Origin of the sequence: Klebsiella sp. RHBSTW-00215, from assembly GCF_014103785.1 — a bacterium.
Taxonomy (GTDB): domain Bacteria; phylum Pseudomonadota; class Gammaproteobacteria; order Enterobacterales; family Enterobacteriaceae; genus Klebsiella.
Map to the genome: position 1 here is coordinate 4561350 of NZ_JABXQS010000001.1, position 15826 is coordinate 4577175.

Consider the following 15826-nt stretch of genomic DNA (forward strand, 5'->3'; position numbering starts at 1 on the left):
TACGCTTTCGATAGAGCCATCGAAATTAACGCCTTCCTCAAAATCATGTCGTGATTGCTGTTACCTGCATGAAGTGAAACTGGCATAGCCAAACGTCATACAAGTTGATGTGGAGTCAATCAGACTCCATAAGCCCGAAGGTGTTTGAAACTAAAAACCCCGCCTGGGGCCAGGTACATGTTACTTGGGTAAGATTATCTATCGTAAGTTCACTGAAAGCAGGTTCATTTCTCTGTTTTTAATTAAAAGATAAAAATATTCCATTGTTTACTGCAGTGAGAATCGGTGAATTATTTAATATTCATTAAAATTCAATGAGATACTTTGCTTTTTTAAAATCAAAAAAATGACGTAATAGAAAAAAATTCTCTTCAGCTCAAATAATAGCCATAAAAAGACAAAGTATTTCTCCATGTAACTAGATATGTTTAGGGAAAAGATACTCATCCGTTAATCTTGCTTATTAATACCTGACAAAAAAGGCAATGGCAGCGATGAAATTTAGTTTACCCCATTTTTACAAACGAAATTACTCTGCATCAGGATGTGCTGAATGTGTGGCATTGGCTTATGCCGGGGTTGTTGTTAAAGAATCAGGTGTTGAACAAGATACTGAGCATACGCGTATCGACCAAAGACACTATCGATAGGAAAAATAGCCTGTGACGGTATGCAACTAACCTACAAAATGATGTTAAAAATAATGCTGGAGCACTGAAATGGTAATGACAAATATTGCTCGTGTACAAAAAAACATTGACGATCTGAAAGAGATTTCTGAGCCATGTAATGGCGGAGTGACCCGTATCGGTTTTACGCCAAAGTATCGTGAAGGTGTTGAATATATAAAATGTCAGATGCGTGAGGCAGGTCTGGAGATTATCGAAGACGATGTTGGGAATATCTATGGTCGGCTGGTAGGCAAAAATCCGCAACTGCCAGCCATTCTCAGCGGTTCTCACCTGGATACGGTACGCAATGCAGGGGCATTTGATGGAATTGCCGGAGTTGTTGCAGCCCTGGAAGTTGCCAGAATGCTCAAAGAAAATGGGATCCAGTTAAATCATACTTTTGAAGTTGTTGGATTTATTGAGGAAGAAGGTACCCGGTTTGGTATCGTTCTATTGGGTAGCCGTTTTATTTCTGGTGAATTTACCGAGAAAGATCGCGACAGAATCAGTAGTGAAAATGGAGATACACTACGAGATGTACTTCAAACTTATTCTTCTGATTATCAGGTAGTGCCAACACGAAGGCATCCCGAAACAATTAAGGCTTTTGTAGAACTTCATGATGAACAGGGTCCGTTGCTAGGGAAGGTGCGAATAAGCGGGGAAATTCTTCTCGGCTGACTCAGTCATTTCATTTCTTCATGTTTGAGCCGATTTTTTCTCCCGTAAATGCCTTGAATCAGCCTATTTAGACCGTTTCTTCGCCATTTAAGGCGTTATCCCCAGTTTTTAGTGAGATCTCTCCCACTGACGTATCATTTGGTCCGCCCGAAACAGGTTGGCCAGCGTGAATAACATCGCCAGTTGGTTATCGTTTTTCAGCAACCCCTTGTATCTGGCTTTCACGAAGCCGAACTGTCGCTTGATGATGCGAAATGGGTGCTCCACCTTGGCCCGGATGCTGGCTTTCATGTATTCGATGTTGATGGCCGTTTTGTTCTTGCGTGGATGCTGTTTCAAGGTTCTTACCTTGCCGGGGCGCTCGGCGATCAGCCAGTCCACATCCACCTCGGCCAGCTCCTCGCGCTGTGGCGCCCCTTGGTAGCCGGCATCGGCTGAGACAAATTGCTCCTCTCCATGCAGCAGATTACCCAGCTGATTGAGGTCATGCTCGTTGGCCGCGGTGGTGACTAGGCTGTGGGTCAGGCCACTCTTGGCATCGACACCAATGTGGGCCTTCATGCCAAAGTGCCACTGATTGCCTTTCTTGGTCTGATGCATCTCCGGATCGCGTTGCTGCTCTTTGTTCTTGGTCGAGCTGGGTGCCTCAATGATGGTGGCATCGACCAAGGTGCCTTGAGTCATCATGACGCCTGCTTCGGCCAGCCAGCGATTGATGGTCTTGAACAATTGGCGGGCCAGTTGATGCTGCTCCAGCAGGTGGCGGAAATTCATGATGGTGGTGCGGTCAGGCAAGGCGCTATCCAGGGATAACCGGGCAAACCGACGCATGGAGGCGATTTCGTACAGAGCATCTTCCATCGCGCCATCGCTCAGGTTGTACCAATGCTGCATGCAGTGAATGCGTAGCATGGTTTCCAGCGGATAAGGTCGCCGGCCATTACCAGCCTTGGGGTAAAACGGCTCGATGACTTCCACCATGTTTTGCCATGGCAGAATCTGCTCCATACGGGACAAGAAAATCTCTTTTCTGGTCTGACGGCGCTTACTGCTGAATTCACTGTCGGCGAAGGTAAGTTGATGACTCATGATGAACCCTGTTCCATGGCTCCAGATGACAAACATGATCTCATATCAGGGACTTGTTCGCACCTTCCCTAACTGTATTCCTTGTGAATGTCGCTTTACTCTTGATATTCGTTCCGGAACATCAACTATTGTGCAAGATATTATACGCTATATACATAGAGAGGGGGTTAAAATTGCCAAGCGTTGTTCTGTAGAAATTGATACGGATGAAATCTCGTTTAAACAACCTGTGGAGATGGATAGTACGCTGAAAGATATTATTAAAAACATCTGTAAAGAACGAAATCTGACCTGGCAACATATGAGTAGCGGTGCGGGTCATGATGCTATGATTATGGCAGGGATTAGTCGCTCCGCCATGATATTTGTTCCCTGTGAAAAAGGAATTACACATCATCCTGCAGAGCGTGTTTTTTGGGATGACATGGAAAACGGAGTCAATGTACTCTTTAATACCATACTTAAAATCGACAGTCTCTAATATTACCTACAACTCACTGGAAGATAATCATGAACTCTAAAAAAAATGTCAGTAATAAAATTTCCGATGACCTCAAGCCTGTATCAATGTATCAAATGTTTGCCCGTATGTTTTCCCATTTAGCTAAGGAAGTTGTAGATGAATTTGGTGAAAAAGGAGCGGAAGCAATTAAGCGCGGTGTGTGGAATTTTGGTGTTGAGCGCGGTGAGGATATTGCTAAACGCGCTTTTGCTCGCGGAAAAACTAACGATAGTGACAATTACCTGGTCAGCTATGATATGGATCGCAGTGATGAATTTGAAAGTATCGACAGTTATCATGAAGGTTACGTGGAGCAGATATTTACCCGTTGCGTATTTGCCAGTGAGTTCCAGAAAACAGGTATGGAAGCTTATGGCATTCTCTATTGCGAAATGATCGACCCTGCAATTGCTTATGGTTACAATCCCGATCTTAAATGCATTCATAACAAACATTTCTTCACAGATAATACATGCACATTCTGTTTTAAAATGGAAGGATGTAAAGGTGCTGAGGGATGAAAGAATATAATGAAATTGCTAATAGTTTTATTTTATGGATGGCGGCAGCACCGGCGCTATGTTTTGTATTTATCCAGGCATGGCTGTTTTTTCGAAAAAGCGTAAAAACGGCAGCTGACATTGGCATTCCAGATAAAGCGGTTCGCAGTGCAATTCGTGGGGCATCCATTGCATCCATCGGCCCTTGTTTTATGATGCTCTCCGGTATCCTGACTTTGATGCTTTACGTTGGCGCACCTATGGCCTGGATGCGTGTTGACTTTATTGGTTCAGTTGCTGATGCGTTGATGGAGGCTGCATTTACCGCGGATGGTATGGGTATCAAATTGGGCAGGATACATTAACTGTTGACTATCTTTGTGCTGCTGCAATAGTAATGACCACCTGCGGGCTACCATTTTTACTGTTTGTCTCTTTCTTTGCCCACCGTATGGATAATGTTAACCAATTTATGTCAGGAGGAAATACGCATCTGATACCCATTATTGGAAGCGGTGCAATGATTGGAAGTTTTGGTGCCCTGACAATGAATTTCGCTTATCCATTAGGGGCCAACACTATTGCAGTTATTGCTTCAGCACTCTCGATGGCAGTAATTATTCTGTATAATCGTAAAGCGAACATACAGTGGCTAAAGGAGTGGGGGTTGACAATTTGCATGCTTGTTGGAATGTGCGTAGCCGTGCTGAGTAAATAAAGGAAGTCAAAAATGGAACGAACAAAAGAAGCAATTTTCACTAAAGATTACATGCCATATATTATAAACAGAGGGAAGTGGTGTACTCGGTTAGTATTATTGGTGGCTTATTTACCTGTATTAGTGCTTTTGTTTTATTTCGACGCTCACCCGACGACTGATAGTATTTTTACTGGGATGGTGTCAATGCTTTCAATTTTATTGCCATGGTATATTGTTGATCCGATCTCTCTACAGTCAATATTTGGCACCCCGGGTATGTATTTATCCTATATGGCAGGCAATACTAAAGAAGTCCGCGTTCCTGCTTCAACACAAGCGCTTAGTGCTTCTGGCTATCAATTGGGAACAAAGGAAGGGACGATTATTTCCGCTATTGGTATTGCAGTCTCAACATTTATTAGTCTGGGGTTAATGACGTTTCTGGCGGTTGCTGGGCAGGTGATTATTGATTTGTTGCCCCATACTATACTGGATGCATTACAGTTTCTCCTGCCATCACTATTCGGCGCACTGTTTATGGAGCGTTTGCTTAATAGCTCAATAAAATTGTCACTGAGCGCGCTGCCTGTGATCTTCATTGTTAAAGTATTTGCAGTATTGGGTATATTTACCACATTGCCCTTTGGCGGAGGTTATGCATCGATTATTATTTGCGTCATCACTTGCATGTTATTAGCGAAGATCACCTTTAGCCCAGAAAGCAAGGGGAAAAACATCTGAAGAAGTTTTCCTCATAATAGTGGAGTTCATATTTTCCCGGTAGAAAAAGCATTGTTTATTTATACATAGATGCTTTCTAACTTCGAGTACTGATGACCATCAGGCCTTTCTCGGCTCGGAGTTTTTCTACCGGGGCAGTTCCCTCTCACATGACCGTAATAAAAGCAGCCATTCCGCTGGTGTTTGATCAGCCGCCATCAGGTATATCCCGATTGTTCAGTTAACATTTTCAGCAACCCAGATATCGTCCTCACTTCCATAAAAATCACACAAAAAGTTTGACTCACCTCCATATACAAACAAAAAGTAAGAAATTAGTGTGCTACTGATCACTTTTTACCCAGAGCATTCTTGATGGTTATCAGTCGATGCAGGTATACATTACAAAAAGTTTGATTGCCTAACATAAAATCAGGTCGATATGAAAAACATACAAGAGAACTTGGATTTCTTTATTCCGATGATGGAAGGGATAGCCAACCAGTTTGGTGAGAACTGCGAGGTGGTCTTACACGACCATTCTCTGGGGCTGGAGAGCAGTATCGTCGGGATCATTAATGGTCATGTCACTGGTCGAAAAGTAGGAGACCCCAGCAGTAATCTGGGCCTGGAAGTCCTTCGGGGCACTGACGTAAACGGCGACAGGCATAATTATGTCACCCGTACCCGCGATGGTAAGACGCTGCGATCAACCTCTGTTTACATTCGCGATGACAATAAACAGGTCATTGGCGCACTGTGTATCAATCTGGACATCAGCGATATTTTACTGGCTGAGAAAATACTGAATAAGATGGCCGGTCGAGGTGATTCCACTCCGGCAAAAAAAGAGGACGTCAAAGAGGTCTTCGTCAAGGATGTCAATGAGCTACTGGATTACCTGATTGCTGAGTGTATGGCGCTTATTGATGTCCCGGTCAGCAATATGTCTAAGCAGGATAAGCTTAACGCCATTAAATTTTTCGATGAGAAGGGCGTTTTCCTCATCAAAAAATCAGGAGAGAAAATCTGCGAGTTTCTGAATATATCAAAATACACCCTTTATGCCTACCTGGGAGAGGTCCGAGGGGAGAACCCATCTATTGACGGCTAGCCGTCAGGAGGAAAAATGTTAACAACACCTTATGTTGCACTGGATATGGACATCATGGAGAAGAATATTATCGCTATGACGTCCGGACTGACACGTAATCATATTCAGCACTGGCCGCATATCAAAACCCATAAATCCGTGCGGCTGGCTAAGCTTGAGCAAGAGCTGGGAGCGAGTGGGATTACCTGTGCCAAACTATCAGAAGCGGAAGTGATGGCCGCTGGCGGGATTACCTCTATTCTGCTGGCTTATCCGCTGATCGGCGATGATAAATGCCAGCGCTATGCTGAGCTGGCGCGTAAAGTCACTCTTCGTACTATTGTCGATAGCCTGCCTGGCGCTGAGGGATTATCGCGCGCAGCGGTGAGAAATGGCCTGACGTTTGACATCGATATCGCCATTGATTTCGGCGCACACCGTGAAGGGATTCAACCAGAACAACTGCTGGATTTCGCCCGCGCGGTGGCAGAGCTTCCAGGTTTAAGGGTAAAAGGTGTATTCACCTATGCCGGTACCATTTATCAATATCGCAATGAACCCGATATTCGTCGGGCAGCGCGTGAAGAAGCCATGCTGTTAATCCAAAGCAGGGATATCCTTAACGCACACGGTTTTGCTATTGACGTCTTATCCGGCGGCTCGACGCTATCCTCATTTTATGCCGATGAGCTGAATGGAATTACAGAGTCACGAGCCGGGAATTTTATTTTCGGTGATATGAATGCCATTAATGGTGGAATTTATACCCCTGAAAACTGCGCCCTGACAATTTGTTCAACGATAGTCAGCATTCCACTACCTGGCTATGCCACACTGGATGCTGGTACCAAATCGCTGACCTCAGATCTCTCTGCGACAGCAGAGTCTTACGGGTTAATTCAGGAGCATCCGGATGTCGCTCTGGTAAAACTCAATGAAGAACATGGTTATTTGCGCTATGACCCGGAAAAAGTTTCGCTGGCCATAGGCGAGCAGGTGCATATTATACCTAACCACTGCTGCGTGGTCGCCAACCTGGTCGATGAAATATATGCATTCCGCAACGGAAAATTAAGCGAAACGATTGCTATAGACGCTCGCGGAAAAAGCTATTAATTAACTAAGAGTATTATCATGACTAATATTGAACTCACTGCTGGCGAACGGCAGGAACTCACTACGCTCCTTTGCCGGCTGATACAGTTTCCTTCGGAAAATCCTCCGGGAAATGAAAAAGCGGTCGCTCTATTTATCGCTGAGGTATTACGTGCAGAAGGAATTGACGTCGATATACAGGAAGTTGCGGCGGACCGACCGAACGTCATCGCCCGTCTCAAAGGCCAACAACCCGGCAAGCGGCTGATCCTTAACGGTCATTCAGACGTGGTGCCATGCGGCGAAGGGTGGTCGGTAGATCCGTTTGCTGCGGTCATTGATGGTGATCGTATTATTGGCCGTGGTGCGGCAGATATGAAATCCGGCGTGGCGACCATGATGTTTTCTGCAATCCTGATTAAACGCCGCCAGTATGCCTTCAATGGTGAAATTGTCCTGCTGTTTAACGTTGATGAAGAGCGGATTAACCTGGGTATGGAGCACTTTGTTGCCCAAGGAGTGGAGGCAGATTATGCCATTATTGGCGAGCCCACCTCGCTGGAGATTTGCGTGGCCCACAAGGGGGTGAGTCGCACCCGTTTGACCACTCACGGTACCGCCGGGCATGCAGCGAAAACCCGCAACCCGGATAGCGCCATCGACAAAATGGCGGGACTCCTTCCTGAATTACTTGAGGAATGCCGTCGGGTGAAGCTTAAGCATCATGAGCTGCTGGGCAATGCCTCGATGCTGGTGACCACCATTAACGGCGGCAGTGCGCCGAATATCGTGCCGCAATCATGCAGCATTGAAATCGATCGCCGCGTATTGCCGGGAGAAAGACGTAATGAGATCAATGACAGCTTGCAAAGGGCTCTCCATGGCATCGGTCTCAATCCGCAACAAGATTATTCGCTGGAGAACTACCTGTTTATTCCAGCATCGGCGATTGAAGAGTCTCACCCGTTGGTAGAAGCCGCCTGTCAGGTCGTAGACTCGGTAACCGGTGCAGCGAGAAAAACGATTTTTGATGCGACTTGTGAAGCGCCATTTTTCTCGGTCGGGTGTCAGATCCCGACGATTATTATGGGGCCAGGAGATTTAGCCCAGGCTCACGTCAAAGATGAATATGTAAAAATTGAGGAACTTCACCAGGCAGCACAAATATATACGTCGCTGGCATTATATTTGCTGAAATAAATTATCAGGGAACCACAATGAACATTGAAGCTCGTATTGTCGAACTGGGTATTACACTCAGCGAACCTACTGCACCTAAATTCTCTTATGTTCCGATTAAACAGACGGGGAATTTACTCTACTCTTCGGGAAACGACTGCCGGGTTAATGGCGAGTTAATTTATCAGGGAGCCCTTGGGAGAGATTTATCGATTGAACAAGGGCAGGCGGCGGCTCGCCAGTGTATTATCAATATTCTGTCGTCGCTGAAAGGATATCTTGGCGACCTCGATCGGGTCTCTGGTTGTATCAAAATGCTGGGTTTTGTACAAAGCGTCGAAGGTTTTAAAGAGCAGCCGCTAGTCATGAACAGCGCTTCCGATTTACTCATTGCGATATTTGGCGAATCGGGCAAACATGCTCGCTCGGCAATCGGTACCAATACATTACCTTTTGATACGCCTGTTGAAATTGAACTTATTTTTGAAATAAAAGATTAAACATAATTAGTATTTAGCATTAGAAAACCTCCGGGAATATATCCGGGTCTCTGTGACGTCACGATTCTGCTCTCAGCAGAATTGTGCCGTGGTTAACCTTACAAAAGGATAATATATGTCCAGTCAAGCAAGCCCTCGCCTGAAGCGTTTGCAAATTATGGCATTATTGTTTTTGCTCGTGGCGGGTATTATTAATTTCCTCGACAGAACCTCACTTTCTATTGCCAATACCACCATTCGTGAAGAAATGGGGCTGACGGCAACGGAAATGGGATTGCTGCTGTCGGTATTCTCATTCGGTTACGCCCTGTGCCAGCTGCCGATTGGCATGGTGATGGAACGCTACGGAATCAAAAAGGTCTACGGTTTCGGCATCTTCCTGTGGTCTGCGGCCCAGACCGCACTGGGGTTTGTCGGCTCGTTCAGCCAGATGATTGTCGCTCGTGTCGTACTGGGTATCGGGGAATCTCCGCACCTGCCAACTGGCGTGAAGGTGGTGAATGACTGGTATAACATCCGTCAGCGCGGCGTGCCGATGGGGATTGTTAATATGTCATCCACTCTGGCGCAAGCGCTGGCGCCACCGCTGCTTATCGCGATGATGCTGGCTTTCGGTTGGCGCATGATGTTCATCATTATTGGGGTGAGCGGTATTATCCTTTCCGTTCTCTGGTTTGTGTTCTATCGCAATCGGGAAGATGCCGGACTGTCGGCGGAGGATATTGCACATCTGGAAGAAGAGACGCCACCATCCAGTAAGGAGAAGGTGACCCTGAAGGACTGGGCCGGGCTGTTTAAGCAGAAATCCATGTGGGGCATGATTATTGGGTTTAATGGCGTCGGCTACATGGTTTGGTTGTTTCTGACCTGGCTACCTTCTTATCTGGAAATGTCACGCGGTCTGAGTCTGGAAAAAACGGGTTGGGTAGCGGCAATTCCCTTTCTGTTTGGTGCCGCCGGGATGCTGGTTAATGGCGCAGTCGCCGACTGGGTGATGAAACGTGGCGCGGATAAAATGAAAAGCCGCAAGTGGATGATCTGCCTCGGTCTTCTTTGCGCAGCAGGCTTTACGCTTCCTGCCGCATATACTGACAGCACCTTTATGGCCGTAGCCTGTATCAGTATGGCGCTATTCTCAATTCACTTTGCCGGGACATCGGCATGGGGATTGATTCTGGTGTCGGTACCGTCGCGCCTGATAACGTCGGTCAGCGGTATTCAGAATTTCGGCGGCTTTATCGGCGGCTCTTTTGCACCGATTATTACCGGCATGATTCTGGACAACACCGGTTCGTTTACCCTGGCACTGGTCGCCTCTTCCGTCATTGCTTTTATGGCATCACTGGTTTATTTCTTTATGGTGAATAAACCGATTGTTGATCCTGCTGCACTATAATTGCTACGAGTAACAAGCAAAGAGAAGCCTCCATGCTGGCGCTGGAGGCTTACTTATCCCTATCTTTTCAATCAGCGCGTGATGGAATTATTCTAAATAATGTTCCTGCATTGTTTTAAAGTCAGCGTCGTTAAAACCCAGCTCAGTTTTAATATAATCATTAACGCTGCCGGACATGGCCTTCATGGCATTCAGCGCTTCAACAATAAACGCTTCGCGGGTATCGATCAGCGTAAGTAAATAATCGAGTACATCCTGGTTATCGGTAATCTGCCGATAGGCGGCCATTTTCACGTTGTTGCGCTCCAGGCGGTTAGCGCCAGTGAGCATATAGTCGGCAATAATGTCCTGCTCCGAAACGCCCAGCATGGAGAGAATCAGCAGGGCGCCATAGCCTGTGCGATCCTTGCCGCCGCGACAGTGCTGAATATTCGGCGTATTACCGGGGTCAAGCAGCACATTAATCATTGCCTTAAAAGCATTTTTTGACTTCTCACTGACCACGAAATTCCGATACTGCTCAATAACCTGACCTCCCTGACCATTGATTAACTCAGCAGGAATATCGCTTATCACGCTTTCTATCAGGGCACGATCCTCATTGCTCGGCTCAGCGGCAAACTGGGCGGCCAGCTCAGCGGTTTGCGCTGTAGCATCCAGGTGAAAAGTTTGACGTTCACCGATAGAGCAATTGGGGCTCTTAGCGATTTCATTGGCACTGCGATAATCGATAATAGTTTTAACGTGCAAGCCTTCCAGATAGGTCCGGGCCTGAGGATGCAGATTGTGCAAATGGTTGGAGCGGTAGAACATGCCCCATTTAACCCTTTTCCCCTCCGCGCCGATATAGCCGCCCATGTCCCTGAAGTTATTGATGCCGGATACCGGTAGGGTTCTTTCGGCAAACAGCCAGGATTTTCCCGCATGCTCAAGAATAAAATAGATACGTTGCTCTGCCTGCAAAGGGTCATCCAAATACACCGCGTCGACAGCACAGTCGGTAATACGCTGACGCTCCGTTGCGTTGACATTATTTTCCCGCGTCCAGTAAAGCGCAGTGTTGTCCAGCGATGGTGAGAAGCGAATTTCAAGCTGCGTCAGATTTTTGCGAATAACTGAAAACTGCAATATTTCATTCATGCTTAATCCCTTTAATTTAAGATTCCCAATGTCGAGCAGATCACCCCAATAACCATCATGCCGACGATAAGAGCGACGGTATGTTTACCTTTAAACTTTTTGACCAGGAAAAAGATACCCAGAGCAAATAGCAGGGTGAGCAGATTGGGAATAACTTTATCGAACATCTCTTGCACTTTGATCGACTGTTCACCTACAGCGATCACCAGCGGCGTTGATACTTTCACCGTGGTGGCAATTAGCGACCCCAGTACCATGACGCCGACAACGTTGGCAACGTTGGAAATACGCTGAATAATATTTGAGTTTTTCGACTGTTCGATTAAATCGACGCCTTTATTGTAACCGTAGTGGATAAAGAAATACTTTGAGCCGACGTTGACGATGTTAAACAGAAGAAACATCAGAATAGGGCCGATAATATTTCCCTGGAGCGCAAACGCTGCACCAATACTGCCGCAGATCGGCAACCAGGTAAATTTCAGCAAGCTGTCGCCCAAACCAGCAAGCGGTCCCATAAGCCCGGCTTTTACCGAAATAACGGCTTCTTTTTCTTCTTCAGTGGTTTTTTCTTCGAGCGCGGCGGTGACGCCCATGATCAGCGCGCCGGTATTCACCTGCGAGTTGTAAAACTCCAGATGGCGCTTCATGGCTTTAATGCGCGTGGCCTGATCGGCATCGGCATAAAGCCGCTCGAGAACCGGGATCATGCAGTGAGCAAAGCCGATGGTCTGTAACTTCTCATAGTTAAAGGAGAATGACATTGACTGGATATTCCAGAAAATGCGGTTAAGGTCCTGCTTCGTCAGCTTTTTGTCCTTGGTTGAGGTGTCAACCACGCGATAAGAGGCGATGTCGCTCATAGGTCATATCCTTCTTCAGTCTCGGTATCGGGCTGTTTTTCTTTTTCCGCTAGTGGATTTGCGGCTTTATTACCATTGCTGTAGGCCATGTCATAAAGCACGGCAAAGGCCAGAGCGATAAAGGTGATAGGAATAATTGGCAACTTAAGGTAAGTCGTCAGCATGAAGCCGAGCAGGAAGAAGAACCACATCCGGCCTTTTAACAGCATTAAAAGCAGAATACATACGCCGATTGCGGGGATCATTTTGGCGGCGACCCCCATTCCGGTCAGAATGCTTTCCGGAATGGCGGCCAGAATCCGCCCAACCAGGTCACCGCCAAAATAGACGGCCAGGAAGCAGGGGACGGCGCGGATCAAAAACCACATTGGGGTGGAGAAATAGTGGATCTTGATCAGTTTTCTATAGTCACCATTCTGGATGGATTTCTCCGCCCAGACGTTCAGGAAGCTGGCGAAAGAACGCCAGACAATGAGAAGTTGCTGGCAGAGTATGGAAACCGGAACGGCGAGGGCGATGCCCGCGGCGATACCGCCCTTGGAAGAAATACCCAATGCGACGCCGATGATAGACCCGGCGATAACGTCAGGTGCTGAATACGCACCGACGTTGCCAATTCCCATCCACATCAGTTCCAGCGTGGCGCCGATTGCCAGTCCCTGAACCATGTCGCCCATAATAATGCCGGCGACAGTTCCCGTCAGTAGAGGGCGTCGCAGCATCTGCGGCCCGACGTCGTCCAGTGAGCAGATACCTGCCCAAATGGCGACCAGAATAGCTTCAATTAACATAGCGTTACCCCTGGTTATTTAAAGTCGTCGTTCACGCTGGTGCTAAATTAACGTCCGTAGGTCCACTACCGGATCTTTTGGTACCATCTGTATTTCCACGGGAATATTTCTGGCGATAATGGATTTAAATGCCTGCTCTTCTTCTGGCGTCACGGAGACGGCGCGGGAAAGGGTCCTTCTTCCTTCCTGCATTCTCATGCCGCCCACGTTGAGCTTGTCGATTTTTATTCCGTTTTCCACCAATGTATTGACGTCAATACTGTTGGTAAAAAGCAGCATTGTGCGTCTTTTTATTTCCGTCTTTTGCAGGATTTCAATAAATTTCTGTACGCCGAATACTTGTACTTTTAATTCCGGCGGTGCCGACATCGTTAAAACAGACTGCTGAATTTTATCGGCGGCAACTTTATCGTTGATGATCAGCACTTGTTCGATATCATGGTTCTTGACCCAAGTGGTAATAACCTGTCCATGAATAAGGCGGTCGTCAATTCTTGCAAGATTAATAGGCATAATAATTTCTCCTACAGGTCGGTTGATTGTGTGCATTCTGCCTGTAACGTTTTCCCGACGTTAAAACAACTCCCCGGAAAAACTTCTTCGATAATTTCCCCAATCTCCTCAAGCGGCAAATCGCGGTTGCTGAGGACTTCCAGCAGCGTCGGAATATTGAACCCACAAAACAATAAGATATCGTCGTAGGTGAGAAATAGCTCACTGGCTAAGTTGCAGGGTGAGCCACCCATCATGTCAACGAGAATAACGACACCACTTCCCTTATTAACCTCCTCGTAGGTTTCCAGTAGGGTGGCACGAACGTCGTTGATGTTGCTCTCAGGTTGCAGCGATACCACAGCAACATTGTGCTGTTCGCCAATGAGCATCTCCGCGCAGGAGAGTGCCCCCTGGGCAAAGGGGCCGTGACTGACCAGAATGACAGGAACCTCAGTTTGCATGTTTTCTCCCGATCTGATTTGTAGGTTACATTATTACTAAATTTATTTTCAATGTTAGTAATACTATTACTTTCAGATGCGCGAATACACAGGGCAAAAGCCCATTTATTCATTCTGCGAGGGTGATCACTCTTCAGGTATTCATCGCCGTATTGCGTTTGCGACATCGCAGACAAGGCGAGGGAGGGGAGCTATAGCGTGGTGTTCGTCAGGATTTGTGATTCTGGTTATAGAAACGCTGGGCGCGGTTTTGGGCTTGTTTCAGCAGTCGATCATCGTATTGCTGAACAAAGAGGTTAGTGACCAGCATATTAATGACCGAGAGCTGCGACATTTTCGAACGGATGGGGATCAGTCGCGACACGCTCTCGCTGGTGATGGTATGCAGAAGAATCGTGGCGAGACCCGAGATGCGACTTTGACCCATTTTGGTGATGGCTATTGACGGGACGCCAAGCTGTTGCGCCATGGTAAGCAACTTAACCCCTTCCAGATTTTCACCAGAGTGGGAGATGATAATCACCAGGTCATGTTCATCGAGCGTGTTTACGATGCTGTACTGGATGCTGTAATCAGGATGGCAACTGACGTCCTTTTTTATTTTGATCAGCTGATATTCCAGTTCTCGTCCTACCAGCCCGCTGCTGCCGGCACCATAAATAACGATCTTATTGCTTTTCCGGATGAGCTTAATCGCCTGGTCGAGCTGCTCGACGTTAACGATAGCGTGGGTCTCGTCAATAGATGACTTTTCAATCAGCTGAATTTTATGGTTTACGCTCTCGATAGAATCATCAAGATTGATGTCTTCCTGCAAAATCTTTTCGTGATTGTGGCTACCTGAAGAGGTAATCAGGTCAATTTTGAGATCGCTGAAGCCCTGATAACCGAGTTTATGACAAAGGCGCAGTATGGTTGTCGTGCTCACATCGTTAGCCTTTGCCAGAGACTGAATGCTCATGCTCTTCAGCAACGGTTTATTCGCCAGAATATAGTCAGCGACCAGGCGCTCTTTGGTGGACAGGCTATCGTTAATTTCTCTTAGCTTTAAATCAAGCATCTGGCCACCTTTACTGGAGTAGAATTTTCGTTGCCGAACATCATACAAGTTGATGTTGAGCCAATCAATTACCGCCTGAATTAACGTAAGGTGAGGGTGTTGTCCAGGCAACCACGGTGCAGGTAATATTGCTATCATCAGGTAGATTTGAATATTCGTGACCATTTTTCTATCAGGGAAATTATGAAGTATCAGGGCGCATTGCAAAGACTCTTGTTAAATGATCCGCTAAGGATGGACGCTCTTTATACCGTTCAGGCATTAAAACTCAATGATGGCTGGATCGGAGCCGGGTTCGTGCGCGATGCCGTTTGGGATTGCTTGCACGGATATGGGCAAAGGCCCGTTGCAGGTGATGTGGACGTTGTTTGGTTCAACTCAGAACATGGCGATTCCGCTCATGATAGCAGCCTTGAGGAGACGCTTAGTCTGCAATCATCAGGTTTTAACTGGTCGGTGAAGAATCAAGCCAGAATGCATCAACGCAACGGCAACGATCCTTATCTCTCTACAGAAAATGCGTTGCTGTATTGGCCTGAGACTGCTACGGCTGTTGCCGTCAGATTGGGGGAGGCAAATTTTATTGAGATTATTGCGCCTTATGGGCTGGATGATCTGTTCGAATTACGTCTACGGCCGACACCCATATTTGAGCGTGAAAAGCTGAATATTTTCAGGCAACGTGTGGCGGCAAAACGGTGGCTGGAGCGTTATCCCAAGTTGCAGTTTATCGCGACCACATAGCCAGGGGGCATTCATTTGAGAATACGAAAAAAAATACCCGGCACGTGTGTGTCCGGGCTTAACGTATGATTACTGCTGATGATATTAATCCGGTTCAGTTATTTAACTGACTGGGTCACCAGCATCCAGATGTTTTCGTTCTAATG

17 protein-coding genes and 1 pseudogene are annotated in these 15826 nt (G+C 46.7%); 11 read left to right on the forward strand and 7 right to left on the reverse strand.

Going from position 1 to position 15826, the window contains the following annotated elements; all coding sequences use genetic code 11:
• The first annotated feature begins 719 nt into the window (after positions 1–719).
• Complete coding sequence (locus HV127_RS21630) at positions 720–1352, forward strand: M20/M25/M40 family metallo-hydrolase (protein WP_182238656.1); 633 nt, start codon at positions 720–722, stop codon at positions 1350–1352.
• A gap of 108 nt (positions 1353–1460) precedes the next feature.
• Here HV127_RS21630 and HV127_RS21635 read toward each other — a convergent pair whose 3' ends face one another.
• On the reverse strand, positions 1461–2441 hold the full coding sequence (locus HV127_RS21635; protein WP_042934497.1) for an IS5-like element IS5 family transposase: 981 nt from the start codon (positions 2439–2441) through the stop codon (positions 1461–1463).
• A gap of 130 nt (positions 2442–2571) precedes the next feature.
• On the opposite strand from HV127_RS21635, the gene HV127_RS21640 reads away from it, so the two are divergent.
• The 9 genes and pseudogenes from HV127_RS21640 to HV127_RS21685 all read left to right on the forward strand — a co-directional run bounded on the left by HV127_RS21640 (position 2572) and on the right by HV127_RS21685 (position 10126).
• Positions 2572–2922 carry a M20/M25/M40 family metallo-hydrolase gene (locus HV127_RS21640; RefSeq protein ID WP_275944527.1) on the forward strand — a complete coding sequence of 117 codons (351 nt, stop codon included), beginning with the start codon at positions 2572–2574 and terminating at the stop codon, positions 2920–2922.
• A gap of 29 nt (positions 2923–2951) precedes the next feature.
• Positions 2952–3464 (forward strand): L-2-amino-thiazoline-4-carboxylic acid hydrolase, encoded by a 513-nt coding sequence (locus HV127_RS21645; protein ID WP_182238660.1) that lies wholly within the window; start codon positions 2952–2954, stop codon positions 3462–3464.
• Positions 3465–3502: 38 nt separating this feature from the next.
• A pseudogene (locus tag HV127_RS31815) lies at positions 3503–4161 on the forward strand (DUF5058 family protein).
• 12 nt (positions 4162–4173) lie between these two features.
• Positions 4174–4884: a hypothetical protein gene (locus HV127_RS21660; protein ID WP_182238665.1), complete on the forward strand. Its 711-nt coding sequence runs from the start codon at positions 4174–4176 to the stop codon at positions 4882–4884.
• Positions 4885–5305: 421 nt separating this feature from the next.
• Complete coding sequence (locus HV127_RS21665) at positions 5306–5977, forward strand: helix-turn-helix transcriptional regulator (protein ID WP_182238667.1); 672 nt, start codon at positions 5306–5308, stop codon at positions 5975–5977.
• A 15-nt stretch (positions 5978–5992) separates the two neighbouring features.
• The gene (locus tag HV127_RS21670) at positions 5993–7072 is read left to right on the forward strand and encodes an alanine racemase (RefSeq protein WP_182238669.1); all 1080 of its coding nucleotides are present in this window, start codon (positions 5993–5995) and stop codon (positions 7070–7072) included.
• Positions 7073–7090: 18 nt separating this feature from the next.
• A complete protein-coding gene (locus HV127_RS21675) occupies positions 7091–8251 on the forward strand; it encodes a M20 family metallopeptidase (RefSeq protein ID WP_182238671.1) in 1161 nt (386 codons plus the stop codon).
• 17 nt (positions 8252–8268) lie between these two features.
• Positions 8269–8730 carry a RidA family protein gene (locus tag HV127_RS21680; RefSeq protein ID WP_182238673.1) on the forward strand — a complete coding sequence of 154 codons (462 nt, stop codon included), beginning with the start codon at positions 8269–8271 and terminating at the stop codon, positions 8728–8730.
• A 115-nt stretch (positions 8731–8845) separates the two neighbouring features.
• Positions 8846–10126, forward strand: a complete 1281-nt coding sequence (locus HV127_RS21685) for an MFS transporter (protein WP_182238675.1) — start codon at positions 8846–8848, stop codon at positions 10124–10126.
• Between the two features lie 87 nt (positions 10127–10213).
• Here HV127_RS21685 and HV127_RS21690 read toward each other — a convergent pair whose 3' ends face one another.
• The 6 genes from HV127_RS21690 to HV127_RS21715 all read right to left on the reverse strand — a co-directional run bounded on the left by HV127_RS21690 (position 10214) and on the right by HV127_RS21715 (position 14936).
• The gene (locus tag HV127_RS21690; RefSeq protein ID WP_182238677.1) at positions 10214–11266 is read right to left on the reverse strand and encodes a tyrosine-protein phosphatase; all 1053 of its coding nucleotides are present in this window, start codon (positions 11264–11266) and stop codon (positions 10214–10216) included.
• Between the two features lie 11 nt (positions 11267–11277).
• Positions 11278–12129, reverse strand: coding sequence for a PTS system mannose/fructose/sorbose family transporter subunit IID (locus tag HV127_RS21695; RefSeq protein ID WP_182238679.1), 852 nt, complete (start codon positions 12127–12129; stop codon positions 11278–11280).
• Positions 12126–12920: a PTS sugar transporter subunit IIC gene (locus HV127_RS21700; protein ID WP_182238681.1), complete on the reverse strand. Its 795-nt coding sequence runs from the start codon at positions 12918–12920 to the stop codon at positions 12126–12128. The genes HV127_RS21695 and HV127_RS21700 overlap by 4 nt, the downstream gene beginning before the upstream one ends.
• Positions 12921–12962: 42 nt before the next feature.
• Positions 12963–13433 (reverse strand): PTS sugar transporter subunit IIB, encoded by a 471-nt coding sequence (locus HV127_RS21705; protein ID WP_182238683.1) that lies wholly within the window; start codon positions 13431–13433, stop codon positions 12963–12965.
• Between the two features lie 11 nt (positions 13434–13444).
• Complete coding sequence (locus tag HV127_RS21710; RefSeq protein WP_182238685.1) at positions 13445–13876, reverse strand: PTS sugar transporter subunit IIA; 432 nt, start codon at positions 13874–13876, stop codon at positions 13445–13447.
• Positions 13877–14084: 208 nt separating this feature from the next.
• Entirely contained in the window at positions 14085–14936 is an 852-nt protein-coding gene (locus HV127_RS21715; RefSeq protein WP_112214918.1) for a MurR/RpiR family transcriptional regulator, read from the reverse strand.
• Positions 14937–15119: 183 nt separating this feature from the next.
• Here HV127_RS21715 and HV127_RS21720 point away from each other — a divergent pair, with 183 nt between their 5' ends.
• Positions 15120–15680, forward strand: a complete 561-nt coding sequence (locus HV127_RS21720; RefSeq protein WP_182240762.1) for a nucleotidyltransferase family protein — start codon at positions 15120–15122, stop codon at positions 15678–15680.
• Positions 15681–15826: the final 146 nt, after the last annotated feature.

Excerpts from the sequence above, each read along its gene's own strand:
- HV127_RS21630 (WP_182238656.1), top strand. The coding sequence starts at position 720 with ATGGTAATGACAAATATTGCTCGTGTACAAAAAAACATTGACGATCTG.
- HV127_RS21635 (WP_042934497.1), bottom strand. The coding sequence starts at position 2,441 with ATGAGTCATCAACTTACCTTCGCCGACAGTGAATTCAGCAGTAAGCGC.
- HV127_RS21645 (WP_182238660.1), top strand. The coding sequence starts at position 2,952 with ATGAACTCTAAAAAAAATGTCAGTAATAAAATTTCCGATGACCTCAAG.
- HV127_RS21660 (WP_182238665.1), top strand. The coding sequence starts at position 4,174 with ATGGAACGAACAAAAGAAGCAATTTTCACTAAAGATTACATGCCATAT.
- HV127_RS21665 (WP_182238667.1), top strand. The coding sequence starts at position 5,306 with ATGAAAAACATACAAGAGAACTTGGATTTCTTTATTCCGATGATGGAA.
- HV127_RS21670 (WP_182238669.1), top strand. The coding sequence starts at position 5,993 with ATGTTAACAACACCTTATGTTGCACTGGATATGGACATCATGGAGAAG.
- HV127_RS21675 (WP_182238671.1), top strand. The coding sequence starts at position 7,091 with ATGACTAATATTGAACTCACTGCTGGCGAACGGCAGGAACTCACTACG.
- HV127_RS21680 (WP_182238673.1), top strand. The coding sequence starts at position 8,269 with ATGAACATTGAAGCTCGTATTGTCGAACTGGGTATTACACTCAGCGAA.
- HV127_RS21685 (WP_182238675.1), top strand. The coding sequence starts at position 8,846 with ATGTCCAGTCAAGCAAGCCCTCGCCTGAAGCGTTTGCAAATTATGGCA.
- HV127_RS21690 (WP_182238677.1), bottom strand. The coding sequence starts at position 11,266 with ATGAATGAAATATTGCAGTTTTCAGTTATTCGCAAAAATCTGACGCAG.
- HV127_RS21695 (WP_182238679.1), bottom strand. The coding sequence starts at position 12,129 with ATGAGCGACATCGCCTCTTATCGCGTGGTTGACACCTCAACCAAGGAC.
- HV127_RS21700 (WP_182238681.1), bottom strand. The coding sequence starts at position 12,920 with ATGTTAATTGAAGCTATTCTGGTCGCCATTTGGGCAGGTATCTGCTCA.
- HV127_RS21705 (WP_182238683.1), bottom strand. The coding sequence starts at position 13,433 with ATGCCTATTAATCTTGCAAGAATTGACGACCGCCTTATTCATGGACAG.
- HV127_RS21710 (WP_182238685.1), bottom strand. The coding sequence starts at position 13,876 with ATGCAAACTGAGGTTCCTGTCATTCTGGTCAGTCACGGCCCCTTTGCC.
- HV127_RS21715 (WP_112214918.1), bottom strand. The coding sequence starts at position 14,936 with ATGCTTGATTTAAAGCTAAGAGAAATTAACGATAGCCTGTCCACCAAA.
- HV127_RS21720 (WP_182240762.1), top strand. The coding sequence starts at position 15,120 with ATGAAGTATCAGGGCGCATTGCAAAGACTCTTGTTAAATGATCCGCTA.